This window comes from Halomonas sp. H10-59, from assembly GCF_040070555.1.
Lineage (GTDB): Bacteria > Pseudomonadota > Gammaproteobacteria > Pseudomonadales > Halomonadaceae > Halomonas > Halomonas litopenaei.
Genome location: NZ_CP098828.1, coordinates 195350 through 221694, shown reverse-complemented (window position 1 = coordinate 221694; position 26345 = coordinate 195350). Strand labels below are relative to the sequence as shown.

Genomic DNA, 26345 nt, shown 5'->3' with positions numbered 1-26345 from the left:
CCGTGCAGCACGCCGTCACGCATCGTCACCTCACCACCAATGGCGTGGGTATCGACGATGCCGGGCCAGATTGTTGATCAGGGTAGCGATCACCAACAGCAGCAGGCACCCCGCCGCCACCGGTACCAGCGCGTATCCCCACCCCAACGCGTGCAGCTCCGGTGAGCCAATGACCGCGATCAAGGCCGTTGCGCCGCCTGGGGGGTGCAGGGTGTGGGTCAACTGCATCACCAGAATCGAACTGGAGACCGCGACCGCGGCAGCCAGCCAGTCATCCCCCAGCCATAGCCAGCAGAGCACGCCGACCAGAGCTGACAGGACATTGCCGCCCAGAACATTACGGGGCTGCGCCAGAGGGCTGTCAGGGGTGGAATACAACAGCACAGAAGTCGCACCGAAGGAGCCGATCATCAACAGTGCCTGAGTCGATAGCCATTCGTGGCTCAACCAGCCGACGCCGGCCATGCCGACAAAGGCGCCAACCCACGACCACAAGGCATCCTTCCAGCACAGTTGCCCACGCTCAGCGTTCCCACCTTTCATCTTGCCCAGATACGTTTTCACCACCCGCCACCCCGGTTGTCCTGCCGACTCATTCAAAAGGGCCGCATACTCTTGCAAAGGTGACATCCCGAGGGAAATAGCCTTTTGGCATGCATCTATAGCAAAAGCGATAGTGTCAGGCAGCTCCCCGCCAACCTGGTCAGGCTGCGAATTGGCCTCGGGATGCTGGCTCGAGGCCTCTCCCGGACGACACCGCCGTCGAGGTTTCGCCGGTCTTGCAATGTATCCTTGTGGACGGCTTTCGCCCGGAAATTGTCGGTGGGTAGCGCCTGCGCCAAGCGACGGCTCGGCATAGGCATCGTTGGCGCACCCCATTGCCCGGTGAGGTCTGCACCGCACACGCCAGACAGCAGTAAAACAAGGTCGACGACCCGAGGCCGCACATATAGATGTTGACCAAAATCTTTGCCCGAATCGGCAACCAGGGTCGACTCGACTAAAGACAGCCGCACGCTTCGGCGCCGTCTCAGCGGCTGGCATCGCCTGCTTACGGTTAAATTTTTCTCCCGAGACAGACGCCGGCATTTACACTTTTTTCACCGCCAGGACAACAATATAGCGCCCTGTATCACGCAAGCATTGACCGACAATTCTATACTCAAACGCGGATCCATCATGCTGGCGTGGCGACCACTCAGCCCGGCAGGAGCCTTTGCTCTACGCGCCAGGTCATGCTAATCAATGAAGAGGTTGTCTTAAGGCCTTACTACAAGGGACCCACCCCGACCCATGCCGCCCATCTTTATTACCTACCCGCAGGTCGCCCAGGCCATACAAGGAGTACACACGCCCTGGCTCGTCGTCCTGTCGTGTCTGGTGGCACTGGTATCGGTGTATTCGGCCATGGCCGTCGGCGAACGCGTTCACTCTGCGCGATGGCAACATCGACGCAGGGCCTGGTGGCTGGCCGGTGGCACCATGATGGGGCTAGGCATCTGGAGCATGCACTTCACCGGCATGCTCGCCTATCGTCTGCCCTTTCCCGCCCATCATGGTCTGTGGCTGACCCTGGCTTCTTTGCTGCCGGCGGTGGTCGCCGGCCTGATCGCCGTGGCGGCGATGGCTCGCAGGGGACTGTCCACCACGCGCAAGATCATCGCGGGATGCCTGCTGGGGCTGGGTATCGCCACCATGCACTACACCGGCATGGCAGCCATGGAGGCGCCTGCCAGCATGCGCTTCGCTCCCATTCCCTTGCTGCTGTCACTGGTGATCTCGCTGCCCTTTGGTATCGCCAGCATCTACAGCTTCCATGCGTCCAGACATTTGCCCCGCGTGCAGGGCATTCGCCTGGGCAGCCTGCTGGCAGCAGTTTTCGCCGCCCTGGCCATCTGCAGCATGCACTATTCGGCCATGATGGCGGTGTACTTTCTGCCGGACCCAGGCTGGCAGGCGACGGCACCAATGGCCCATCACGGCTCGCTACTGGCCACCGCCGTCGCCGTGCTGTCATTTCTGTTTGCGGTGGCCACCCTGGTCACGGTGCTTGTCGACAGGCGACTACAGGACAGCGCCATGCGCATGCAGGTCTCACGCCGCCAGTTGGTGGATGTCATCGAATCGATGCACGATGGCGTCGTACTGCTGGATCAGCGTGCCCGCATGATCATGTGCAACCACGCCTTCGAGACCCTGACAGGAGTGCCCCACACCGACCTCCAGGGCCACTCGATGCTCAAGCTCAACACCCTGCTGCGGCTCGATCAGCATCGCAGCCAGGTACTGCGCTCGCTGCGAGAAAATGGCGCCTGGATCGGCGATGTCGAGGTCCGACACCGCCAAGGTCGCCGCTTCCCTGCGCGCCTGAGCATCAATCGTGTACGCGCCGACGAGGAAGGAAGTGGGCATTTTGTCGCCACCCTCAGCGATACCTCCGCCCACCATGACGCCCAGCAGCATATCCGTTACCAGGCCTATCACGACGGTCTGACCACCTTGCCCAATCGCAGCTCGCTGCAGGAGCGCATCCACGCCCTGCAACTGGCCAGCGACATCAGTGGCCGGCACATCATGTTGCTGCTGGTGGATATCGACAACTTCAAGGGCATCAATGATGCCCTCGGTCAGGCCACCGGGGATCGCCTGCTCAAGGCGCTGGCGGCCCGTCTCAGGCCCTGGGCCAGGCAAGCCAACGATCTGGCGCGGCTGAGCAGCAATGAATTTGCGCTGCTCTACGACGGTCTCTCGGTCTCCCCTGAGAATGCCATGGGGCAGGCCAGGGAAAAGGCACGCAGCGTACTGGAATCCTTGAACGGCGACTATTCGCTGGCCGGCGAGCGCCACAGCTGCCGCGTCAGCGGCGGCTACCTGTTGTTTCGTGGCGGTGACCTCGGCGTCAGCGAACTGCTCAAGCGCGCTGGCCTGGCCCTGCTCGAGAGCAAGAGCGAGGCCGCCCAGCGTCCTTGCGCCTTTGAAGCCAGCATGGTCGAGCGCCTGAATGCTCGACTCAGGCTCGAGCGACAGCTCAAGGACGCGGTCGTCGGCGAGCAATTGCGCCAGTACCTGCAGCCTCAGGTCGATCACCAGGGCACGATTACCGGCGCAGAGGTACTGCTGCGCTGGGAGCATCCGGAGCTGGGGCTGGTCTCGCCGAGTGCCTTCATCAGCCTGGCCGAGGACACCGGCCAGATCATCGAACTGGGCAACTGGGTGCTGCGCAAGACCTGTGAGCTGCTGGCCGACTGGCAACACGACCCCCACAGAAGCGCCTGGACCCTGTCGGTCAACGTCAGCGCCCGGGAATTCCAGCGCGCCGACTTCGTCACCGGCGTGGAGAGGGCCCTGACGGATACCGGGGCGCCTGCAAGCCAGCTGACCCTGGAGCTCACCGAGTCCTTGATGCTGGGTGAGGCCTATCCGGTCATCGATACCCTGACCCACCTGCGCACCCTCGGGGTGCGCTTCGCCATCGATGACTTCGGTACCGGCTACTCCTCTCTGGCCTACCTCAAGCGCCTCCCGCTGGACAGCCTGAAGATCGATGTGGCCTTCGTCCGCGATCTGACCGATGACCCCACTGCGGCTCCCATCGCCCAGACCATCATCGCCCTCGCCCAGACCCTGCAACTCGGTGTCATCGCCGAGGGTGTCGAAACCGTGGAGCAGCAAAAGCGGCTGCTGGAGCTGGGCTGTCGTTCATTCCAGGGTTACCTGTACTCGAAGCCCCTTCCCCTCCATCAATTCCTGGCCCTGTCGTCGCGCCGCCGACTGCCGGCAGGTGGATCGGCGATGCCACTGCTTCAGGGCTGACGATTTCTCTGACATGGGCATATGCGAGAAGGTCTCGACGCGGGTACGCCTCTTCCCGCGGAACACCTCTACGTGAGGTATCACCTTTGCTGAACTTGCATTACCGCCACCAATTGGCAAGATGGACACCCTGACCCGAGGCGACTCCATCCCCCATGAACGACCCCCTCAACCACGACGAACGCGCATCGCTGATTTCCCCGGAAAGCCACGTCGAGGGGTTTCGCAAGGCACGAGACGCCCGCCGCACCGAACTGATCGAAGACTACGTCGAGCTGATCTCGGATCTGATCACCGACGGCGGTGAAGCGCGCCAGACCGATATCGCCCGCCGCCTGGGCGTCGCCCAGCCCACCGTCGCCAAGATGCTAAAGCGTCTCGATGACGAGGGCCTGATCATCAAGCGCCCCTACCGCGGCATCTTCCTGACCGACAAGGGCAAGGCCCTGGCCGATGCCAGCCGCGAACGACACCAGATCGTCGAAGCCTTCCTGATCAAGCTGGGCATCAATCCCGAAACCGCGCGGGTCGACGCCGAAGGCATCGAGCACCATGTCAGCGCCGAGACCCTGGCCGCCTTCGAACGCTTTCTGAAACGCTGACGCCATCGCCGGAGCCCATCAGGCTCCGTGCCCCCCCTCTGCCAACACTATGCCAGCCCTCAGCCAGCCCCTGGCCACCTCCAGGCTAGTGGGCCTGTCGGTGCGCTCCAACGCGCGAATAGCCTGACTCGATCACCTCGATTAGCGCTCTACGCTTGACGCGAGGGGCCTTAGGCGCCAAAACTTAGCCACGTCTATAAATGATAGCCAAATAGCACTTCGGTGCTGCTTGCGCGTCGTTCTTGCCCCGAGGAGCCCTGTTCATGCGTCGTTCAGCCCCGGCTTCGGCCCTGCTGACCCTGGCCTCGCTGGCCGCTCTGACCACCCCCCAGGTTCACGCCCAATCCGACGCCGCGAAGACGCAGGCGCCGCTGGATGTGGTCGTCACCGTCGGCATGCTCGGCGATCTGGTCGAGCAGGTGGGCGGCGACTGCGTCGCGGTCAACACCATGATGGGGCCGGGGATCGATCCCCACCTGTACCAGGCCAGCGCCCGCGACGTGCACGATCTCGATAAGGCCGAGCTGATCCTCTACAGCGGCTTTTCACTGGAGGGCCAGCTCGGCAAGGTGTTCGATCGATTTTCCCGGATCAAGCCCACCGCCGCGGTAAGTGAACAGGCCGTCGGCGACGACCAACTTATCCACACCCAGGACGCCTATGGCGTCGACCCCCACCTGTGGATGGATGCAGGACTCTGGGCCCGGAACGTTCCGGTCATCGCTGAACTGCTGGGAGAGCAGCGTCCGCACTGTGCCGAGGCCATGCAGCAGCGCGCCGAGGCCTACCAGGCGTCACTGGCCGAACTCGATGACTGGATTCAGGCCAGCATCGACAGCATCCCGGCCGAGCAGCGCATCCTGGTGACCGCCCACGACGCCTTCGGCTACTACGGACGCGCCTACAGCATCGAGGTGGCCGGCATCCAGGGGCTATCCACCGCCACCGAGACCGGCGTGGCCGATATTCGCCGCATGGCCGAGCTGGTGGTCGAGCGTGGCGTTCCCGCCATGTTCGTCGAGAGCACCATCAATCCGCGCACCGTCCAGGCGGTGATCGACGCCGCCGCCGATCAGGACCACCGGGTCGAGATCGGCGGTCAGCTCTATTCCGACGCCATGGGCGCCAAGGGCACCCTGGAGGGCACCTACATCGGCATGCTCAAGAGCAACACCGAGCATATCGTCAGCGCCCTGGGCGGTCAGCCCGCTCCCTTGCCTGAGGCCCTCGCGGCGCAGATCGCCTCCGCCAGCCAGGACGCCGACCAGTGAACACCACCACCCCGCAGCGCTTGAACGCCACCGCGAGGTCGACAGGAGCCACACCATGAGCGAGCAGCTCCACGAACCCGACCTGGCCCTCCACGTGGAGGACCTGACGGTCAGCTACCATGGCAAGCCGGTGCTGTGGGACATCGATTTCGACGTACCGCCCGGTGTCATGGCCGCCATCGTCGGCCCCAACGGCGCCGGCAAGAGCACCTTGATCAAGAGCATCCTCGGCCTGGTGCCCAGCGTCGCCGGCCACGTCACCCTGCATGGGCGCCCCTACCGCCAGGCGCGGCGGCGGGTCGGCTACGTGCCCCAGCGCTCCACGGTGGACTGGGACTTTCCCACCACCGCACAGGACGTGGTCGGCATGGGCCTCTACGGCCGGCTGGGCTGGCTCAGGCGGCCCGGCCGCCGCGAGCGACACGAGGCCATGCAGGCGCTGGAGATGGTCGGCATGGACGGCTTTGCCGATCGCCAGATCAGCCAGCTGTCCGGCGGCCAGCAGCAGCGGGTGTTCCTGGCCCGGGCGCTGGTTCAGAAGGCCGACGTCTACTTCCTCGATGAGCCCATGGCCGGTGTCGACGCCACCACCGAACGCGCCATCGTCGACATCCTGCGCAGGCTGCGGGACCAGGGCAAGACGGTGATCGTGGTCCACCACGACCTGCAGACGGTGCGCAGCTACTTCGACTGGATGCTGATGCTCAACGTGCGAGTGATCGCCCAGGGGCCGGTCAACGACGTCTATACCGCCGACAACCTGCGCCGCGCCTACGGCGGCCAGATCGCCCTGCTCGACGATGTCACCGGCGCCATTCCCGCCGAGCGCGAGCTCGCCGGCCAGCGCCCCGAGGCGCGCCCGCAGGAAAGTCGCGAAGAGGTGCCGAGATGAGCCTGAACGCCCTGCTCGGCGACTACACCCTGCAAAACGTGGTGATGGGCGCGGCGATGCTGGGTCTGGTCAGCGGCGTGCTCGGCTGTTTCGCGGTGCTGCGCAAGCAGAGCCTGCTCGGCGATACCCTGTCCCACGCGGCGCTACCCGGTGTCTGCCTGGGCTTCATCATCGCCGGGGGCCGCGAGATGGGCAGCATCCTTGCCGGCGCGCTGTTCACAGGCTCCTTGGCGGCGCTGGTGATGCTGCTGCTGACCCGCATGAGCCGGCTCAAGACCGACGCTGCCCTGGGCATCTCGCTCAGCGTGTTCTTCGCCATAGGGGTGGTGCTGTTGACCTATATCCAGGGCACCGGCAACGCATCCCAGGGGGGGCTCGACGCCTTCCTGTTCGGCCAGGCCGCCGCCACCCTGCGCAGCGACCTGTGGATCATGGCCGGCGTCAGCGGCGTGGCGCTGGTGCTGGTCGGTGGGCTGTGGAAGGAATTCAAGCTGGTGTCCTTCGACGCCGAATTCGCTGCCACCCAGGGCCTGCCGGTCACACTGCTCGAGGCCTTGATGACAGTGATGATCGCCCTGGCCGTGGTGGTCGGCCTGCAGATGGTCGGCGTGGTGCTGATGGCAGCCATGGTCATCGCCCCGGCGGTGGCGGCGCGTCAGTGGGCCAACAAACTGGAGACCATGGTCATGCTGTCGGCGCTGTTCGGTATCGTCGGTGGCGTCACCGGCGCCTTGATCAGTGCCCTCGGTCCGGGGCTCGCCACCGGGCCGCTGATCATCCTGAGCCTGTCCAGCGTGGTGCTGGTATCGCTGCTGTTTGCGCCTCACCGGGGCTTTGTGTGGGAAATCCTCAAGCTTCAGCGTGATCGGCGCCAGCTACGTCACCAGAGGGTGCTCACCACCCTCTACCAGCTCGCCAGCCACCACGCCGATCGCCAGTATCGCTCCGAGAAACGCATGGTGGACGCCTACCTGGGCACCGACAGCCGGCGCGCGCTGGAGCGCTTGACCGCCCGTGGCCTGATCACCCAGCAGACCCCGCCGTCCCACGAACCCGGTGACCACAAGCGCTGGGTACTGACGCCGGAAGGCTGTCGCGAGGCCGAACGCATCCTCGATGACCTGGGCCGGGGAGGCCGCGCATGATGGCATCGCTGTTCAACAATATTCCGCTGATGATCATGCTGGTCGGCGCCCTCGTCGGCATCGCCTCCAGCCTGGTCGGGACCTTTCTGGTACTGCGCGGCACCAGCATGCTGTCCGACGCCATCGGACACTCCATCGTCTTCGGCATCGTGGTGGTGTGGTTGCTGACCCACCAGGCCAGCGGCCCGCTGCAGATCATCGGTGCGGCGCTCACCGGCATCTTCACGGTGTTTCTTACCGAGCTGCTGGTGTCGACCCAGAAGGTCAAGAAGGACGCCGCCATCGGTCTGGTGTTCCCGGTGCTGTTTTCCCTCGGGGTCCTGCTGATCAACCTCTACGCCAGCGACGTGCACATCGATGCCCACACCGTGCTGCTCGGCGAGATCGGCTTCGTGTGGCTCGACACCCTGCCTATCGGCGGTGTCGAGGTGCCCCGGGCGCTGGTCTCCATGGGGGCCATGACGGCGCTGAACCTGGCCTTCGTGGCGGCCTTCTACAAGGAGCTGAAGCTCGCCACCTTCGACAGCGCCCTGGCCAAGGCGCTGGGCTTCGCTCCTACCGCGCTGTTCTATGCGCTGCTGCTGTTGACCAGCGGCACCGCGGTGGCCGCCTTCGACGCTGTGGGCGCGGTGCTGTTCGTGGCCTTTGTCATCGTGCCGCCCTCGGCGGCCTACCTGCTCACCGACCGGCTGTGGAAGATCTTCGTCTACGCCTCGCTGATCGCCGCCGCCTCCAGCGTCTCGGGCTACTACCTGGCGGTGGCCTGGGACGTCTCCATCGGCGGCATGATGGCAGTGATGACCGGCGTCTTCCTCGCCCTGGCCTTCCTCCTCGGCCCGCGCTACGGCGTCTTCGCTCTATGGCTCGAACGTCGCCGCCAGCGTGAGCTGAACGAGAGCCGTACCCTGATGGTGCACCTCTATCACCACGAGGACGGCCCGGAGAAGGCGGTAGAAAACGTCACCATGGCGCTGCGTGATCACCTGATGTGGGACCCCGCCCGTGCCGAGCGGGTGGTGGAGCGCTCGCGCCAGCGCCATCTGGTCGTCCAGGAGGGCGAGCGTCTGCACCTGACCCAGGCCGGACGCAACCTGGCCCGGGAGATACTCGAGCCCGGCGCCAAGGCCGAGACCGGGGCCTGAGCACCGCGCGGACCCGGATACGCCTCTGGCAACGACATAAGCCCAGCTAGCGCAACAAAAAGGGCGGCCAATGGCCGCCCTTTTCGTGTTCCTGTGGTCCAGCTACCGACATCAAATCACCTTCACCTGAATCTGACGCAAGTAGAGCCAGGACCCAACATCCTCAGATCTTGATGTCGTAGTCCACGTACTTGTGCATCAGCTCGTCGTAGGTGCCGTCTTCCTTGATCTCGGCCAGGGCCTGGTTGAACTGCTCGGCGAGCTCCTTGTCGCGGGGACGGAAGGCCACCGCTACACCATGGCCGAAGTACGACTTGGGCTCACGGATCAACTCGGAGCTGACCACCACCTCGCTGTCGGCCTCGTCCACCTGCAGATTGGCCAGCGCCAGCGGGTAGTACATGAAGGCGCTGTCCAGGCGTCCGGTCTTGACGTCCAGCGCCAGGTCCTCGGCGGTGGCGTAGCGACGAACCTCCATGATGTCGCCATAGGTGTCGGTGATGAAGCGGTCGCGGATGGTGCCGCGCTGCACGCCCACCGTCAGGCCTTCGAGGCTGTCGCGATCGTCGGGGTCGATCTGCTGGTCGCGAAGGGTCACCCACACGCTGGGATTGGAGTAGTAGGGTTCGGAGAACAGCACCTGCTGTCTGCGCTCCTCGGTGATCGCCATCGATGACATGATGGCGTCGTACTTGCGCGCCATCAGCCCCGGGATGATGCCGTCCCAGCTCTGCTCGACCCACTCGCACTGACGCTGGATGCGCCGGCACACCTCTTCCCCGAGTTCCACCTCGAAACCGGCAAGGGTGCCATCGGGAAGACGATACTCGAAGGGCTCGAACGGGATATCCACCCCCAGCTTGAGTGGCTCATCCGCCTGAACGGTGGTGGAAGCAAGGGCGGAAAGCCCGATCAGGGCGCCAAGCAGCAGGGGGCGGGAAAACGATCGCATCCGTGAGATTCCTTTTTTGCGTTATGGTTATTGATCTATGCCTTTTGGGCCTGATGAGTCTGCCACTCTCCGCCTGCGCCGCCAAGCCACTTGCAGGACAATGACAGACACCGCCCCACCACGACCAAGGAATTCCGATGCTCAACGGCCGTGCCCTGGCCTATCTGTGTGAAGTGCAGCGCCGTGGCTCGCTGCGCGCCGCCGCGGTCCACCTCAATGTGGACGTCTCGGCCATCAGCCGACTGATCCGGCGCCAGGAAGAAGAACTGGCGACGCCCCTGCTGACCCGCCACCCCGACGGCGTCTCGCTGACCGAAGCCGGGCGCCTGCTGGTCGACCACCATCGCGCCCAGTGCGACGCCGAGAGCGCCACCCTGTCGCGGCTCAACGCCCTGCAGAGCCTGAACAGCGGGGAGGTTCGTCTGGCGGTGGGCGAAGGCTTCATCGCCGATCTGATCAACGCCCCGCTGCAGACCTTCATGACCGCCCACCCGGGCATCGACATCGTGGTGGTGATGGCCGGCGTCAACGAGGCCATGGCCCTGATCCGCGATCGCGAGGTGGACCTGGCGCTGCTGTATGCCCCACCGGTGGACCCGACGCTGCACTGCCATGTCGAGCGCCGCCACCCGCTGGACCTGATCGTACCCGCCGACCACCCGCTGACGCGGCGCCAGACGCCGCTGACCCTCTACGAGATCAGCGACTGGCCGCTGGCGCTGATGGACAACCCCTTCGGCATGCGCCAGATGGTCGACCAGGTGGCCCACCAGGAGCGCCTGCATCTGACCTCACGGCTGCACACCAATTCGGTGGCGGTGCTGAAGAACTTCGTGCGCTCCGGGATCGGTGTCACCTTCATGCCGGAACTGACCGTTGCCGACGATATCGAGCAGGGGCTGATCCGGGTGTTGCCGCTGGCCCATCCGGTGCTCAATGGTGCCCGCGCCCAGATCGTCAGCCGCCAGGATCGCCCGCTCTCGGTGGCCGCCGAGGCGTGCCTGTCCCATCTCAGACGAGGCATGCGCTTCTTTCAGGATGACGCCCCTCGCGTCAAGGCAGCTTGCCGCTACTGAGGCGTTGCCTGAAGATCAACGCCATAGGGTTTGATTAGTCAACGCGACAACGCCTAGTCTCGATATCGACTTGCAACGATGCCGTTTTACAACAACACGACAACACCGGAGAGTCCCATGAGCCTGTTTCGCCCCCTTCCCCTGGTCGCCGCCCTGTCCACCGCTGCGGCGCTGAGCCTGTCGGCCGCTTCGGCACTGGCCGCCACCACCGTCAACCTGAGCTACAACGGCGCCCCCGATCCGGACAAGAACGCCGTCCACGTCTTCGCCACCAACCTCAAGGAACTGGTGGAAGAAAAGACCGACGGTGAGCTCGAGCTCAAGCTCTACCCCAACAGCATGCTGGGTGAAGAGCAGGAGCGCATGGAGCAGACCATGGCCTCGCCGAGCCTTAACATCGCCTCCTTCGCCGGCATGTCGCCGATCGTTCCCGAGGTATTCGTCAGCGCCATCCCCTTCCTGTTCAAGGATTTCGATGACGCCCGCAGCTTCTTCGACGAAGGCGCCTACTGGCAGGCGGTGAAGGACGATCTCGAGGGCCGCGCCGGGCTTGAGCTGCTGGCGGTGGTCGAGGAAGGCGGCTTCCTGGCCTTCACCAACGACAAGACTCCGATCGCCGAGCCGGCCGACTTCGAGGGCCTGCGCTTCCGCGCCATGGACCCGAGTCAGGTGGCCCTGTACGAAGCCTTTGGCGCCTCCGGCACCCCGATCCCCTGGACCGAGGTCTACATGGCGCTGAAGACCGGTGTCGCCGACGGCCAGATGAACCCGCCGATGTACATCATCCTGGGCAGCCTGTACGAGGTGCAGGACTACCTGACGCTGGCCAACATCCAGTACTCCGATCAGTTCCTGGTGGGCAACGCCAGCATGATCAACGGCTGGGATGAAGAGACCCAGGCGGCCTTCCGCGAGGCGGTGGCCGAGGCCAACCAACTGGCCCGTGAGCACAACCAGGCCAAGGTCGACGAGCGCATCGCCTACCTCGAGGAGCAGGGCATGGAGGTCATCCGTCCCAGCGCCGAGCAGCTCGAGGCCTTCCGCCAGCAGGGCCAGCCGGCCTATCTGGAGTGGCTCAAGGACCAGAACATCGAGCAGCGCTACATCGACATGGCCCTGGATGACGCTGGCGTCGAGCTCAGCGGCGAATAACCGCTAGACCGTGCTCGGGCCCTGACGGGCCTGAGCCAGACAGCCCAAGCAAGCGCCTGGTGGCCATACCCGTCAACCAGGCGCTGCCCAGAGCGCGGCTGCCTTGAGCCCCTCTACACTGGGACTTTTCACTAAAGCCCGGTCGCTGGAAAGCCTCAATCTCCGGATAATCCTCGATTGGATGCTGCCCGAGGGCGCTTCGCCGATCTTCACCCCTGCCGTGGAAGCCTTTGCCCATGTCCTGGTCACTTGCCCACTCTCCGCCGCTGATGGCCCTGCGGCGACTATCGCTATGGGTCGCCAGCGCCCTGCTGGTGATCGACCTGCTCGCCATGCTCTACGGCGTGCTCGCGCGCTACCTGGCCGGCGGCGCGCCGATCTGGACCGATGAGCTGGCCCGCTACCTGATCATCGGCGCGGTAATGCTGGCGCTTGGCAGCGTCTGGATCGAGGGCGGCCATATGCGTGTCGCCCTGATCGAGCGGCTGATTCCGCGCCTGGCCAGCAGGCTGCTGTCCTGGTACCAGTGGCTGTTGACCCTGGTGCTGGCCATCGGTGGTGCCTGGTTCAGCTTCCAGTACGCCCAGTCGGTGGCCATCTTCCAGAGCCAGGGGCTTGGCATCAGCCGCGCGGTACCGGTGATGTCCGTACCCATCGGCTTCGCCCTGCTGGCGCTGATGGCGCTGTGCCACGGGCCCCACCCGCTGCCCACCCTGGACACCGAGGAGCCGCACTCATGACCCTCGCCATGCTGGCAGTGTTTATCATCCATGTGCTGCTTGGCCTGCCGCTTTTCATCTCGCTGCTGGCCACCGCCGTGGTCGGTTTTGCCTTCGTCGACCTGTCGATGATCCCGCGCATGATGCCCCAGCAGTTCTTCGGCGGCATCGACGCCTTCTCGCTGATGGCCATCCCGCTGTTCATCCTCGCCGGCAACCTGATGAACGCCTCGAAACTGACCGACCGACTGATGGCGCTGGCGCGTCTGCTGGTGGGCCACCTGCGCGGCGGCATGGGCCACGTCAATGTGGTCTCCAGCGTGTTCTTCGCTGGCGTCAACGGCTCGGCGGTCGCCGACACCTCGGCGCTGGGCTCGCTGCTGGTACCGGCCATGCGCAAGGAAGGCTACTCCACCGCCTTTGCCGCCGGCCTCACCGCCGGCAGCTCGCTGATCGGGCCGATCATCCCTCCCAGCATCTTCATGATTCTGTACGCCTCGCTGACCAATACCTCGGTGGGTGACCTGTTTCTGGCAGGCGTCATCCCCGGGCTGCTGCTGGGCGCCGCCTTTATGGGCATGAACGCCGTCTACGCCAGGCGCAAGGGCCTGCCCAAGGGCGACGGCTGGCCCGGGGCACGCCAGCTGGGCATCGCCGCCCTAGGGGCGCTGCCCGCGCTGATGGCGCCCTTCCTGATCGTCGCCGGCATCGTCATGGGACTGGTCACACCGACCGAATCGGGTGCGCTGACCGTCGCCTATGTGGCGCTCTACGGCGTGCTTGCCGGCAACCTGAGCCTGGCCGGGCTGTGGCGGGCCTGCGTGGACACCACCCGCCTGACCGGCGCCATCTTCGTGATCATGGCCGCTTCCAGTACGGTGAGCTGGCTGTTGTCCTACGCCCAGGTACCCAACCAGTTCGTCGAACTGCTGACCCCCTACGTCGACAACCCGGTGGTCATCCTGCTGCTGCTGAGCCTGATCACCTTCATCACCGGCATGTTCATGGAGGAAGTCTCGGCACTGATGCTGCTGACGCCGATCTTTGCCCCGGTGGCAATGATGGCGGGTATCGACCCGGTCCATCTGGGCATCATCATCACCCTCAATATCACCATCGCGCTGATCACGCCGCCCATGGGTGCCTGCGTCTTTGTCGCCGCCGCCGTCAGCCGGCTCGAGATCACCGCGCTGTTTCGCACCATCTGGCCCTTCGTGGTCATCGCCCTGCTGGTCCTGGTGGCACTGATCCTGGTGCCGTCACTGACCCTGTGGCTCCCGACCACCCTGGGATGAGGCAACCATGACCCAAGATCGCTCTTCTCGTGATGCCTGCCGCGATCCGCGCCACACACCGATCCCCCTCGCGTCGGAGCCAGCCTGGTCGCAGCTACGCCAGATTGCCATCCAGGGGCTCGACGAGCCGCTGGTGCCGATGAGCCTGGCACCGGTGCCGGTGAAGGTATTTCCGGCCTACGCCCGCCTCGGCATTCCCGGGGCGATCAACGAGTGCTACGTGCGCGAAGGCGTCTACCGCCGGGTGCTCGCCGCGGCCCGCTCGCTGCCCCAGGGCGTCGGTTTGATCGTGCTCGACGGCTGGCGTCCCTGGCGGGTCCAGCAGTACCTGTTCGAGACCTTGATGGAAGCGATTCGCGGCAATCACCCCGATATCGCCGAAGATGAACTGCTCGAGCGCACCCGGGAGTTCGTCGCAGAGCCGAGCACCAGCCCGACCGGCCCCAGTCCGCACTTGAGCGGTGGCGCGGTCGACGTGACCCTGTGCGATGAAGACGGCCTGCCGCTGCCCATGGGTACGCTGTTCGACGAGGCGATACCGGCCTCCCACACGGCCTTCTACGAAGCCAAGGAGGCCCCCAGCGCGACCGAACGTGAGGTCCGCGACAATCGCCGCCTGCTCTACCACACCATGGCCGCCCAGGGCTTCACCAACCTGCCCAGCGAGTGGTGGCACTTCGACTTCGGCGACCAGCTATGGGCGCACTACGGCGGCCACTCCCAGGCGCTGTACGGCCCGGCGGAACTCGACACCATCGAGAATCGCTGGCGGCGTCAGCTCTAGGGAAATGACTCAGCGCAGCGCCACGGCCTCGAGGGGGCCAGCAAACCACTGCTGGCGCAGGCCGCGCTGCTGATCGAGGATCAGCGCGAGGTAGTCGCGCAGGGGATGCGCGGCGGCCAGTCGCTCGCGATGGCGCCTGAGCGCCACCTGGTGAGGCATCTGCTCGGCGGGCTGGTGCAGCCCGCTGGCCTTGTGATTGAGGGTCGCAAGCGACGGCAGCAGCAGGTGGCTGGCGCCACTCGCCAGGGCGATGGCGATACCGGCGGCGTCGAAGTCCCCGAGATACAGATGCGGCCGCTGGTCGTGGAAACACTCGCCCCAGGCCGCCGCCAGTGCATCAAACCCCTGGCGATAGAGGGTGTCGCCACGATAGACCACCAGCGGGGCGACGACCTCGCCCAGCGCCCCCAGGGTGCCATCCAGCTCATAGAAGCTGTCCAGGTTTTCTACCTGCACCAGGGCGTCGAAGGCGGCCAGGGTGAGGTCGCGCCAGTCCAGGTCGCGAATCTCTCGCGGGGTGGTGGCCAGCCAGGCCGGCGTTGTCGAGGCCGGGGCGCTGACCAGCACCCTGGCCTGGCGGGGTGCTGCGCGGTTGGCCTTGTCCTCGTCCAAGCCGTTCACGGCCTGCTCTCGGGTGGTGCGCCCACGGGTGGTGGCGTCGATGGGCCGGTGGCCCAGCTCCTGAAGCGTGGAGTCGATGGCTTCAAGCAGGCGCCGGTCAAAGCGCAGCGTAGCCCCCCGGCGATAGTCATCGAGTCTGATGTCCTGCGCGTCGCAGAACGCCTCGATCGCTACGATCGCCTTCAGCGAGCGCTTGCGCTCCACCATTCGGGCAGCTTTCAGCTCCCGGGCGATACGCGAAAGCACCGCGTAGTCGGTCGGCTTCAATGCCCCTTCCGCCACGCCTAGACCACCAGCGCCAGGCTGACGTCGTGGATCAGCTGGACGTCGTTGAAGGGCCCGGCCGGGCTCTCGTCGGGGATCAGCCGAAAGGCTCGCTGCTCCTCGCGGGGCAGGCCCTGGTACTCGGCGATGACCTGAAACAGCCAGATCTCCGGGTCCCACTCGAGCTCGCTCTCGCTCAGGTACGCCAGGGCGCTGGTGCCCGACGAGGCGCCAGCGGCGGGCGCCTGCTGGTCGACCACGTCCAGGTAGAAGCGCTCGACGTCCTGCTTGAGCGCCTGCTGGCGGGCCTCCACCATGCTCTGCGCCTCGACCATGGCAGGGCCTGCCACCTCGGCCTGTTCCGGCCGGTGGACCGCCACCGGCAACTGGTGCAGCAGCCCCGTGAGCACCTCGGTGTCGCGATGGTGATCCAGCGCCGGGGCGGCGGCGGCGTGCAGCGGGCTTGCGTGGTTGAACAGCTCCGGCACCTCGCTGCGCCGGGTGTAGTTGCCCGGCACAAAGCCCGGATGCTCACGCAGGAAGGCGGCCATGCCGGCCACCAGCCGGCTCTGCTTCTGCTGCTGGCGAAAGCGCGCCATCAGCTCGATCAGTCTTCCCTGGACCTCGCGCAGGTTGGTGTAGTGCTGGCTCAACTGCTGCTGCAGCTGGCTGATCAGCAGCTTGCGCAGGGCGCCGTCGCTGCCGACCAGATCGATCAGCTCGTCGAAGTCGATCAGCGCCATGCCGTCGAGCAGGCGCACGATCTGCTTCTGGGCGCGGTCGTTCTCGCGGATCTTATCGTTGAGTCGGCTGACGAAGCCGAAGTCACTGTTGAGCCGCTGCCACAGGCTGTCGATGGCGTCGGCGAAGCGGCCGTTGAGGTCGTCCACCTCCTGGCGCAGACGCAGCATCAGCGGCCCCTGCTGCCAGTGCTCGCCCAGGCTGACCGCCTCGCGGTAGCTCTGCACCAGGTTGCGAATCTGCTCCAGGGTCTCGCCGACGTCGGCGTTGACGTGGCGGCGGGTCTCGTCGGCCAGCATCTCGGCAATCAGCTCGCGCACCTTGGGGGTCAGCTTGACCGCGCCGTGCTCGTCGGGCCGCCACAGAATCCGCGCCGCCAACAGCTTGCGCAGGGCGCCTTCGGTGAGGGTCTCCAGCGGCACCTCGTCGCGGGTATAGCCCTGCATCAGCACGTCGGCGTAGCGCCCCAGCAGCGACAACCGCTCGGTGCCGGTGGCGACCAGCCGGCTCTCGAGCGAGTGTTCCTCGCTCATAGCAGCGTCTCCTGGCGGGCCGGTGCCTCGTCATCCACCGGCAGGTTCTCCTCGTCGCGGATAAAGCGCACCAGCTCCACCAGATAGTCGATCTTGGCGGTCACCAGAAAGACCTGGCGGTCGGCGTGGGGCTGCAGCAGGTAGCCGTGCTCCTTCAGACGCTTGAACACCTGCTTCATCTGGGCGTCGAGCTGCTCGCTCTGGGAGCCGAAGAAGGGATCGGTGGCCAGCCGCTCCAGGCGCTCGCGCAGGCTCTGGTTGTCCTCGCACTTGGCGCTGAACTCGGCGGGCTTGAGCACGTCACCGGGGGCCGCCAGGGAGTCCTGGCCCAGCGCCTCCTGCACCAGCTGCAGCCATTCAAGCAGCGGCAGCAGGCTGTTGACGGTCTCGCCGAGCTGGCGCGACAGCTGCTCGCGGGCGTCTTCGTTGAGCTGACGCCAGGCCAGAAAGTGGACGCTGCGATCCTCGTTGGTGGCCAGGCGGCGGTTGAGCGGGCGCAGGTAGATGTCGATCTGCTCACGCACCTCCTCGTCCTGGAGCTTGCGAAAGGCGCTCTCGTCGCTGATGGCACAGATGAACTCGCCGGCCAGCAGCCGTTCGAGCAGGGGACCATGTTCGATCATTGGGTGACCTCCTCGGCGCTGCGCTGCTTGAGACGCTGAGCCAGCTTGCTCAACCGCGGTTCGATGCGCTTGAGCCGGCGCCGGCCCGGCTGGGCGGCGTCACGGTCGATCAGGTAGCGGTTGTGGAACAGCAGCAGCACGTCGGACTCCGGATTGGGGAAGGCGCCGACGATGTGAATATGGTTGCTGTCGCAGGCCTCGAACAGCTTCTCGACGTTGTGGTAGGCCAGGGTGCCGATCTCGTCGATGGGCCAGTGCACGCTGATCTCGGCCTGACCGCGCAGCAGTCGGGTAAAGGCCAGCAGGAACTTGCACAGGATCAGGTAGGCCATGCCGTGGCTCGAGGATTCGAGCAGCTGGCGATCGTTCTTGATCACAAGGTCAGTGCCGCCCTCGTTGAGGTGCAATTCCAGCCGCAGCAGGCTCTCGAAGCTGTACTGCTGGTCGCTGCGCAGCAGGTCGACCACGTCGGCCAGGGCGTTGAGGTAGTCGTCCCCCGGCAGTCCGCCGGTCTCCTGCCAGTCGCGATAGTCCTGGGCGAAGCGCTTGAGCGGCTCCCAGAAGCCCAGCTCGTCGATGGTCGACTGAATGCGCACTTCGGCCTTGGTGATGCCCTCCAGGCGCAGGTCGTCGGCGACCTCTTCGGACAGCCGCCGACTCTGGGCACTGATGCGCCGGTTGAGGTCACGAAAGACGGTAAAGAACTTGTCCAGATCGGCGCCGAGATTGCGCCCCTGCTGGACCAGCTGCTGCTGCTGGTCCTCGAGCAGCTTGAGCATCCCGCGCAGCAGCGGCAGCAGCCGGCGCGGGCTGGGCTCGGCACCGTCGGCGGCGTCATCCTCGCGCAGCTTGGCGCGCTCGGCGCTCATGGTATCGACAAAGCCGGTGCTGGCGCCCTTGATCAGCTCGCTTTCGACCTGCTCGCAGCCCTTGCGCAGGGCGTCCATCTCGCGCCCACGCTCCGACAGCGCCTGGCGGGTGCGCTCGATGCGCTCGTGGACGTCGCCGGGGGCATCGTGCCGGGGCGCCGGCGAGGGGTCCAGCGGCAGTTGCTCGACCTGCACCAGCAGTGGCTTCAAGGCATCGATCACCTCGGCCTCGGCGCTGCGTCGGGCCTTCAGTTCGCCCAGCGCCTGCTGGTGGCCGGCGCGGTCGGACTGGAATTCGGCCTTGCGCTGCTCGCGTTCGCGCTCGGCACCCTCCTTGTCACGTACCAGCCGGGTTTCCTTGTCGACCAGCTCGGGCTTGCGCTGGCCCCAGTCCAGGCGCATGAAGCGGCGATAGTCTTCCAGCTGCTCCTGGCGCGAAGCGGTCAGCCGGATACGCTCGTCCAGCGAGGCCAGTCGCGCCTTGGTGTCCTTCAGCGAGGCCAGGTCCACGCCCTGCTCCTGCAGTTCACGGTCGAAGGCGGCCTCGAGCTCCTGGCGCTGGCGCTGATGCTCGCTCTTCTGGTCGCTCTGGTACTGCTTCAACTGGCGGATCTGGTCGTCGACGCCGTCGAGGCGGCTCTGGCCGTCGGCCTTCACCTCCAGCATCTGCGCCTGGTGGGTCTTGGCCAGGGTATCCAGGGCGGCGCGCTTCTCCTCCTTTAGCCCATCGTGGCTGGCGCGCTGGGCGGCCAGCGCCTCCTCCAGGCCCTGACGCCGCGCCTTCTGCTGGCGGGCGTGACGCTCCTGCAGCTGGCTACGCGCGTCGCGGGCGTAGTCGACCTCGGACTCGGCGCGCTTGAGCTCCATGCGCGCACGGCGCACCGCTTCCTCGGCGGACTGTACCCGCTCATTGGCCGCCTTCATCTGGCGCTCGGCGGCCTGCACCGCGCTCTCGGCACGCACCTCGGCGGCCTCGGCCTGCTCGATGGCGGCCAGCAGACTGGCCTCCTCCTGGGCGTACTCGGGCACCTCGACCGCGGCCAGATCCAGGCTCACCCCGAACAGCTCGTCGTGGTCCTGCTCGCCGACACGGGGCGACAGGTCGCGGCGCTCCAGCAGCTCCGGCGCGATCACCTTGCCCAGACGCTGCTCCCAGCCGGGACGATGGAAGCGCAGGAAGTGGCGCAGGGTGCCCTGGGCCGGGTCACGTTGCTGGTGCAGGCCATAGGTGTGAGCTTCGGCCCTGGCGAGCTGATGGCGGGCATCATTGAGTTCCTTTTCGGCCTGATCGCGGGCGCGCTTGAGGGTGTCGAGCTCCTCACGCAGCGCCCCCAGCGTCTCGCTCGCCGCCTCGCGGTCGGTCTGGGCCTGGTCGAGGCGAGCCTGGGCCAGCTCCGCCTCCTGGATTTCCTCGGCGCTGGCAGCGCTGGCGGCCAACTGGGCCTTAAGCTCGGCCAGCCGCTCGACGCCGCTTTCCAGGCGCTCACGGTAGCTCTCGTCGAGCTCCTGGCGCTGCTGCTGGTAGCGCTGTTCGAGCTCGCTTTCCTGACGCCACTGCTGGTCACGCAGCTCTTCGCGGGTCTCGCCCAGCTCGTCGATGCGCGCCTGGGTCTCCTCGGTCTGGCGGGCCAGCTCATCGCCCAGCTCACGCAGGCGTCCTTCAAGGCGTGACTGGCTTTCCTGGAAGGCGTTCTGCATCACCGCCAGGTGCTCGCGCAGCTGCTGGCTCTGGTCGCGCCACTGGGGCAGCGCCTGGACGTCACGCTCCAGCGCCGGCATGTCGGCCTCCTCGTAGGCCTCGAAGGTCGCCTGCAGGTCAGAAAGCTCGCGCTGGGTCTGCTCCAGCTCGCTGGTCATCTCGCTCAAGCGGTCGTTGAGGGCGTCGCGGGCCTGTTCGTAGGCGGCTTCACGCTCCTGGAACTCACGCTGGCGGTTGCCGATCTCGGCCTCGGCGTCGGCCAGGGTGCGCTCGGCGCGGTGGCGGTCGGCCTCGAGCTGGGGCTTCAACTGCCACAGGGTCGTCTCGCGCTCGGCGATCTCCTGATCGAGCTCATCGAGCTTGCCAAGCGATCGCTCCAGCGGCTCCAGTCGCTTGGACTGGCGCATCTGGGCGATCCACTCCCGTGCCTTGGTATTGCGGATGCGGGTCACCGGCAGTTCGACACCGTCCTCCTCGAAGATCGCCGCCAGCATGGTCTTGAGGGTATCCATCTTGCCCTCCTTGGCGTGCACCGCGCTGATCAGCTTCTCCATATGGCGGATGCGATGCTCCGGCTTGACCAGGCTGAACTGGGCAGCCATCTGGCGAAGACGCAGGCTTTCCTTGCGGTTGCCCTGCTGGTGGGTGAAGTCGTTATGGATCACCGAACGAAACTCCGAGGTGGCACCCAGCTTGGGCGACACCGGAATTCCCTCACGACGCAGCTGGCTGGCCCAGTCGCTGTAGTCCAGCGCCGCCACCCCGGCCTCGCTCTCCACCAGATAGTGCCCGGGCTGGTAGGGCGCACCGACAAAGCGATACTCGACGCCACCGTCGCTCTTGCGGGTCAGCACCGCCTGGCAGACGTTGCCCGCCTCGCGGCGGTACTCATAGATCAGGTAGCTGTTGCGGTTGGGCAGGTAGAAGGCGTCGAACTTCTTGCGGGTCTTGGGCACCACCTTGTTGGGCAGCTCACCGTAGAACACCGGGACCAGACGCTGCAGCGTGGTCTTGCCCGAGGCGTTGGTGCCGCAGATGTTGGTATGGCCGTCGACGTCCAGCTCGACCACCCCCTCGAGGTGGCCGTGGATCATCACGATGCGCAACAGGTGAGCCATTGGGATTCCTTGATCGCTTGCCCGGTAGGAGGGCTATTCTGCCAGAGACGAAGCGCCCTGACAGTGCGACCAGAGTTGCCCGACAGCAAGCTTTCGCCTACAAGGTTCCTGCGACAGGGAGAGCCCGACGCGCCCCGTCACCCCGAACGACTCCTTGCTCCGCATCCATCCATCGCTATCCACGCACCACACCACAGGGGAAGACCGCCATGCACTTCGCCACCCTCGGCCCCGAGGACAGCAACCACGCCCTGGTGCTCGCCCGCTATCTCGACGATCGCAGGCTCAAGGAACCTGACCTCACCGACATCGAGCCCCGGATCAGCCTGGTGGATGACTTCATCGGCGCCTTCGAAAAGCTGGTCGCCGGAGGCTACGACTATGTGCTGCAGGTCAGCGCCCACCCCAGCCACGCCGACTGCGTCGGGCGCTTCATGCATCGCGCCTTTCCGGTGGACGCCTTCATCGCCCCCAGCCGCCCGCTGGCGCTGGTAGCCCGCGCTGACGTGGCCCAGCCGAAAAGCGTGCTGCGACAGCCCGCCACCCGCCACTACACCGACCTTTCGGCCTTCGCGGAACACGACGCCCCCACTATAGTCGCCGCCCTCGAGCATCTGCTGGACGGCCAGGCCGACGCCGCCATCGTCGCCGAGGACGCCATCGAGCGTCATCCCGACCGGCTGCGGGTGATCCAGCCACTGGGCCCCGCCCTGGATACCTGGATCCTTTACGCCAATCGGCCCCTGTTCCCGGACAGGGAGCAGGGGCCGATGCTGGGCGCCAACGACGCCATGGTGGAGCACTTCAGGGAGACGAGTCGTCGCGCGGATCGAGGCTAAACCTCACGGAACGACGCGACACTTGCCGCCACGCCTTTACACTGGCCAGGGCACGAAGATGACACCGAGCCCGAGCGCCACCAGGGCAGCCCTTAGCCACCAGGCGAAACGCCCGATCAGCCCGTAGGAAACAAGGCCGAGGCCGATCAGCACGCCCAGGGTGGTGGCCAGGGCAGCGAAGACGCCGGAGCCAAGGTCGAGCAGCGCCGGGTGCGCGACCATCGCCAGCGGAATGACGTAGAGCCCGACCCCCAGCGCCATGGCCTTGCCCGCCACCTTCAGCCAGTTTTCGTCGGCCATGCCGGCGGCGATGAACACCGCACCGCACACCGGCGGGGTAATAGTGGACAGCAGCGCGAACCAGAACACGAACAGGTGGGCGGTCAGTAGCGGCAGGCCCAGTTCGGTCAGCGCCGGCCCCGCCACCGAGACGCAGATGACGTAGGCGGCGGTAGTCGGCACCTCCATGCCCAGCACCAGGCAGGCCAGAGCGGTAAGCAGCAGCGCCGGCCACAGCTGCCCACCGGACAGCGACAGGATCGCCGAGGTAACCTTGACCCCGAGCCCGGTCAGCGACAGCACCCCGATGACCAGGGAGGCGCACAGGATGATCGCGCCGATGACCGCGATCTGGCGCCCGGCGGTCAGCGCTGCCTGGGCCAGGCGGGCGCGGAACTCCGCCCCCGACACCTTCAGCTCGGCGTTCATGGCCAACAGCGCAAGGCCTGCGAAGATCGCCACGCTGGCGGCGTACTGGGGGGTATTGCCGGCGTGGAAGATGCGCTCGAGCAGGATCGCAAAGGGCACCGCGAAGAACAGTGCGGTGGTGATCACCTCGCGCGCTGCCGGGCGGTCCTCGGCGGCCACCGGCTTGAGATCGAAACGGGTGGCGAAGGCGTTGATGCCGAGCCACACCGTGGCGAAGTAGAGAAAGGCCGGCAGCAGCGCCGCGGCCATGATCTCGGTGTAGGGGGTGCCGGTCAGCTCGACCATGACGAAGGCCCCGGCGCCCATCAGCGGCGGCATGATCTGGCCCCCGGACGAGGCCACCGCTTCCACCGCCGCCGCCAGCGAGCGTGGATAGCCGAGTCGCGCCATGGACGGGATGGTGATGGCTCCAGTGGAGGCCACGTTGGCCGACGCCGAGCCCGAGATCGAGCCCATCAGCGCACTGGAGATCACCGATACCTTGGCACCCCCACCGGTCAGGCGGCCCGCCGCGGCGCCGGCCAGGTTCATGAAGCCACGCCCCGCCTCGCCCGCGTTGAGCACCGCACCGAAGATCACGAAGATCGCCACCACCGAGACACTGACCCCGGTCAGCTTGCCCCACAGCCCGCCCTCGGCGATGGTCAGCGAACCGACCAGGCTGGCCATGGGCAGGCCAGGATGACCAAACTCGCCGGGCACGTACTGGCCCAGGGCCGCATAGCCCAGCGCGATCGCGGTCACCAGCGGCAGCGGCCAGCCGATGGCACGCCGGGCGGCCTCCAGCGCCACCACAATCAGCAGTAGACCCACCGCCATCTGCAGGGGGGTGTCGATAAAGCCGTACTGGCCGCTCAGGGCGTCCTCGTTCAAGGCGATATAGCCGCAGGCGGCGATACCGAGGGCGGTCAGCCCCAGGCCGCTGATGCGCTGCCACGGCGTGCGGGCGGAAAACACCAGCACCCAGGGCAACACCAGCGCCATGTGCAGTGGCCGACTGATCAGTGCCGGCGTCAGGCCGTGGAAGATCAACCCCAGGTGAAACACCACCGACAGGGCACCGAGCGCGATCCATAACGGGGCACCCGGCCACGGCGAACGAACAGGGTCACGCGCGTCGGCCGGTGCGGCCGACGAAGAAGCGTCGCTTGAGTTCATGAATTCAGCACATCATCGATGAAACGGAGCGGGCCCACAGGGGCCCGCCGGGTCGAGATCTGGACAGGATCGTCTCAGCGCAGGGCCTCGGGCACCTGCACGTCGACCTCGTCGTAGTAGCGCAGGGCGCCGGGATGCAGCGGCCCCTCGAGGTTGGTCAGCATCTGCGGCGAGATCGCCTGCCACCAGGGTGAGGTCTCGGCCATGGCCTCGCGGCGCTCCCAGAAGGTCTTGGTCAGGGTGTAGGCGGTGTCCTCGTCCATCGCGCTGGTGGTGTAGGCCACCACCGGCAGCGAGGTGGTCAGCACGTCCTCGTCGATGCCCGCGTAGGTGCCGGCGGGGATGGTCTGGGGGGCGGCGCCGGTGGCCTCAACCTGCGCTTCGGTGAACGATACCAGGCCGACATCATGGCTCGCGGCGGTCTCGATCACGTTGGGTGCAGGGAAGGAACTGGCGGTGGCGAAAGCGTCGATCTGGCCGTTCTTGAGCGCGTCGGGAGCGCTGCCCACGTCGGCGTCGTCGACCTCGACCTGATCGGCGAGTTCGAACAGCTCGAGATAGCGTGCGGCCTCGCGGGCACCGAAGGAGCCCTGGCCGATCAGCAGGTGCTTGCCGGCCAGTTCATCGATGCCGAGGGTGTCCTGCTCGCCCGCCACCACGAAGTGCATGGTCAGCGAGGGAATCGGGAAGAGTGCACGAATGTCCTTAAGGCGCGGATGGTTGCGACTCTCGAAGGGGCCGGTACCCTCGCGGGCGCGGGTCACCAGGCCGGGCGGCGAGGTGAAGACGTAGTTGCCGGGACGCGCCATCACCTCCATGACGTTCTGCACCGAGCCCTGGCTCTCTTCCAGGGTCAGGGTCATGTCACCCTCGGTGCCGGCCTTGATCGCCTCGGACAGCTCCACCCCCATCTGGTAGTAGGCGGTGCCGGCGGAGGCGGACTTGTAGGTCAGGCGGGTCTGGGCGTGGGCGCTTGCGGCGGTCAGCACCATGCTACCGGCGAGCACAGCCGTCAGGACCTTGAGGCCACGGCTTCGAAGATGACGCATTGAGGGGGTCTCCAGTCGACAGCGGGCGTGGCCAGTGCCTCGTTTTGCTTATGCTCCCGCCAGGCTTCAGGATCTGGCGGGAATGGCCGGCCAACAGCATATTCGACTGGCGTGATTCGTGCCACGGCGCCAAGACACTCGTGGCCCCAAGAAAAAGTCGCGGGCGCCGAGCATAGCGACGCCCGTGGCCAATGATGTCAGACGCCCGCGCTATCAGGGCAGGCAACGTGACACCAGTTTCAGCGGTAGAAGGCGGGACGCTCGGCCAACGCGATCGGCTCGACCTGCTGCGAATGCCGCGCCTTGACGCAGGCGTCACTGGTCACCGCCGCCACATAGCCATCCCAGGCGGTAGGGCCATGCCGCTCGCCCTTGGCGGTGGCATCGACCCACTCCTGAAACTCCACATCGAAGGCGTCGATAAAGCGGTCCTTCCAGTGGGTGATCACGCCCAGAGAATCCCGTGCGCTGTGACGCAGCGGCACGCTCGCCGGTTGCGGCAGATCGGCAACGCCGCTCTCCCCCACCAGTTCGCAGCGAATGTCATAGCCGTACTGGCAGTTGAGGAAGCTCTCGATGGTGATGACCATGCCCTTGCGGGTGCGCAGGATGATCAGCGAGGGGTCCTGCAGATCACCCTCCACCAGGCTGGAAACCCGCGGCTGGATGACCTGGGCGCTGACGTAGTCGTCCTCCAGCAGCCAGCGCATCACGTCGAACTCGTGGACGCAGGAATCGATCAGGCCCGCATCGCCGGAGAAGTTGGCCTGGGCATTGCGATGCGCGCACTTGGCGATCAGCGGCTGGCCGATGCCACCCTCGTCGAGCAGCGCCTTCAGCTGGCGGTAAGCCCAGTCGAAACGGCGCATGAAGCCTACCTGGACCAGCGCACGACCCGAGGCAATCTCGGCCTCGACGATACGCAGGCAGCCCTCGGCGGTGGTGGCCAGTGGCTTTTCGCAGAATACCGGCTTGCCCGCCTCGATGGCGGCCAGTACGAATTCCTCGTGGGTCGGTCCCCAGGAGGTCACCACCACGGCGTCGACCTCGGCGGCGTTGATGACGTCGTGGCCGCTGGCATAGGCCCTGGCCTCGATGCCGACCTCGTCGATGGCGGCCTGCGCCTGCTCGAGGCCGACATCACTGGCGGCCACCACCCTCGCACCCTTGAGGGTATGGTTCAGCCGGCGCATATGTTCCTTGCCGATGGCTCCGGTACCGATGATGCCGATAGATAGCGTCATGTCTGGCTCCTTTCTGTTATTGACCACTTGTTGAAA

Annotated in this window: 21 protein-coding genes; 12 read left to right on the top strand and 9 right to left on the bottom strand. The window is 66.1% G+C overall.

Annotation, left to right across the window (positions count from 1 at the left end; translation table 11 throughout):
• Positions 1-30: 30 nt before the first annotated feature.
• Positions 31-495, bottom strand: coding sequence for an HPP family protein (locus NFG57_RS01010; RefSeq protein WP_308812437.1), 465 nt, complete (start codon positions 493-495; stop codon positions 31-33).
• 798 nt (positions 496-1293) lie between these two features.
• Between NFG57_RS01010 and NFG57_RS01005 the strand changes: the two genes are divergently transcribed.
• From NFG57_RS01005 to NFG57_RS00980, 6 genes are all read left to right on the top strand, one after another.
• Complete coding sequence (locus tag NFG57_RS01005) at positions 1294-3813, top strand: EAL domain-containing protein (RefSeq protein WP_045993174.1); 2520 nt, start codon at positions 1294-1296, stop codon at positions 3811-3813.
• Between the two features lie 155 nt (positions 3814-3968).
• On the top strand, positions 3969-4415 hold the full coding sequence (gene mntR / locus NFG57_RS01000) for a manganese-binding transcriptional regulator MntR (protein ID WP_045993173.1): 447 nt from the start codon (positions 3969-3971) through the stop codon (positions 4413-4415).
• 263 nt (positions 4416-4678) lie between these two features.
• The gene (locus NFG57_RS00995; protein WP_348815167.1) at positions 4679-5686 is read left to right on the top strand and encodes a zinc ABC transporter substrate-binding protein; all 1008 of its coding nucleotides are present in this window, start codon (positions 4679-4681) and stop codon (positions 5684-5686) included.
• Between the two features lie 55 nt (positions 5687-5741).
• Positions 5742-6578 (top strand): metal ABC transporter ATP-binding protein, encoded by an 837-nt coding sequence (locus tag NFG57_RS00990; protein WP_045993172.1) that lies wholly within the window; start codon positions 5742-5744, stop codon positions 6576-6578.
• Complete coding sequence (locus NFG57_RS00985) at positions 6575-7723, top strand: metal ABC transporter permease (protein ID WP_045993171.1); 1149 nt, start codon at positions 6575-6577, stop codon at positions 7721-7723. The genes NFG57_RS00990 and NFG57_RS00985 overlap by 4 nt, the downstream gene beginning before the upstream one ends.
• Entirely contained in the window at positions 7720-8865 is a 1146-nt protein-coding gene (locus NFG57_RS00980) for a metal ABC transporter permease (protein WP_348815166.1), read from the top strand. Before NFG57_RS00985 ends, NFG57_RS00980 begins: the two co-directional genes overlap by 4 nt.
• 163 nt (positions 8866-9028) lie before the next feature.
• Here NFG57_RS00980 and NFG57_RS00975 read toward each other — a convergent pair whose 3' ends face one another.
• The gene (locus tag NFG57_RS00975) at positions 9029-9817 is read right to left on the bottom strand and encodes a transporter substrate-binding domain-containing protein (protein WP_045993169.1); all 789 of its coding nucleotides are present in this window, start codon (positions 9815-9817) and stop codon (positions 9029-9031) included.
• A gap of 137 nt (positions 9818-9954) precedes the next feature.
• Here NFG57_RS00975 and NFG57_RS00970 point away from each other — a divergent pair, with 137 nt between their 5' ends.
• From NFG57_RS00970 to NFG57_RS00950, 5 genes are all read left to right on the top strand, one after another.
• Complete coding sequence (locus NFG57_RS00970) at positions 9955-10893, top strand: LysR family transcriptional regulator (protein WP_045993168.1); 939 nt, start codon at positions 9955-9957, stop codon at positions 10891-10893.
• 117 nt (positions 10894-11010) lie between these two features.
• Positions 11011-12045: a TRAP transporter substrate-binding protein DctP gene (gene dctP / locus NFG57_RS00965; RefSeq protein WP_348815165.1), complete on the top strand. Its 1035-nt coding sequence runs from the start codon at positions 11011-11013 to the stop codon at positions 12043-12045.
• Positions 12046-12281: 236 nt separating this feature from the next.
• The gene (locus tag NFG57_RS00960) at positions 12282-12785 is read left to right on the top strand and encodes a TRAP transporter small permease (RefSeq protein WP_045993166.1); all 504 of its coding nucleotides are present in this window, start codon (positions 12282-12284) and stop codon (positions 12783-12785) included.
• The gene (locus tag NFG57_RS00955) at positions 12782-14059 is read left to right on the top strand and encodes a TRAP transporter large permease (protein ID WP_348815164.1); all 1278 of its coding nucleotides are present in this window, start codon (positions 12782-12784) and stop codon (positions 14057-14059) included. Before NFG57_RS00960 ends, NFG57_RS00955 begins: the two co-directional genes overlap by 4 nt.
• Positions 14060-14066: 7 nt before the next feature.
• Positions 14067-14843, top strand: coding sequence for a M15 family metallopeptidase (locus tag NFG57_RS00950; protein ID WP_348815163.1), 777 nt, complete (start codon positions 14067-14069; stop codon positions 14841-14843).
• Between the two features lie 9 nt (positions 14844-14852).
• On the opposite strand, the gene NFG57_RS00945 is transcribed toward NFG57_RS00950, so the two are convergent.
• The 4 genes from NFG57_RS00945 to NFG57_RS00930 are packed head-to-tail and all read right to left on the bottom strand — an operon-like array spanning position 14853 to position 21311.
• Complete coding sequence (locus tag NFG57_RS00945; protein ID WP_348815162.1) at positions 14853-15731, bottom strand: hypothetical protein; 879 nt, start codon at positions 15729-15731, stop codon at positions 14853-14855.
• 17 nt (positions 15732-15748) lie between these two features.
• Positions 15749-17002, bottom strand: coding sequence for a hypothetical protein (locus NFG57_RS00940; RefSeq protein ID WP_348815161.1), 1254 nt, complete (start codon positions 17000-17002; stop codon positions 15749-15751).
• Positions 16999-17625, bottom strand: a complete 627-nt coding sequence (locus NFG57_RS00935; RefSeq protein ID WP_287163542.1) for a hypothetical protein — start codon at positions 17623-17625, stop codon at positions 16999-17001. Before NFG57_RS00935 ends, NFG57_RS00940 begins: the two co-directional genes overlap by 4 nt.
• Entirely contained in the window at positions 17622-21311 is a 3690-nt protein-coding gene (locus tag NFG57_RS00930) for an ATP-binding protein (protein ID WP_348815160.1), read from the bottom strand. The genes NFG57_RS00935 and NFG57_RS00930 overlap by 4 nt, the downstream gene beginning before the upstream one ends.
• 209 nt (positions 21312-21520) lie before the next feature.
• Here NFG57_RS00930 and NFG57_RS00925 point away from each other — a divergent pair, with 209 nt between their 5' ends.
• A complete protein-coding gene (locus NFG57_RS00925) occupies positions 21521-22150 on the top strand; it encodes a hypothetical protein (RefSeq protein ID WP_348815159.1) in 630 nt (209 codons plus the stop codon).
• Positions 22151-22186: 36 nt separating this feature from the next.
• Here NFG57_RS00925 and NFG57_RS00920 read toward each other — a convergent pair whose 3' ends face one another.
• The 3 genes from NFG57_RS00920 to NFG57_RS00910 form a co-directional block, all read right to left on the bottom strand.
• The gene (locus tag NFG57_RS00920; RefSeq protein ID WP_348815158.1) at positions 22187-24016 is read right to left on the bottom strand and encodes a TRAP transporter fused permease subunit; all 1830 of its coding nucleotides are present in this window, start codon (positions 24014-24016) and stop codon (positions 22187-22189) included.
• Between the two features lie 74 nt (positions 24017-24090).
• Positions 24091-25065 carry a TAXI family TRAP transporter solute-binding subunit gene (locus NFG57_RS00915; protein ID WP_348815157.1) on the bottom strand — a complete coding sequence of 325 codons (975 nt, stop codon included), beginning with the start codon at positions 25063-25065 and terminating at the stop codon, positions 24091-24093.
• A gap of 239 nt (positions 25066-25304) precedes the next feature.
• Positions 25305-26309, bottom strand: coding sequence for a Gfo/Idh/MocA family oxidoreductase (locus NFG57_RS00910; protein WP_045993160.1), 1005 nt, complete (start codon positions 26307-26309; stop codon positions 25305-25307).
• Between the last annotated feature and the right edge of the window lie 36 nt (positions 26310-26345).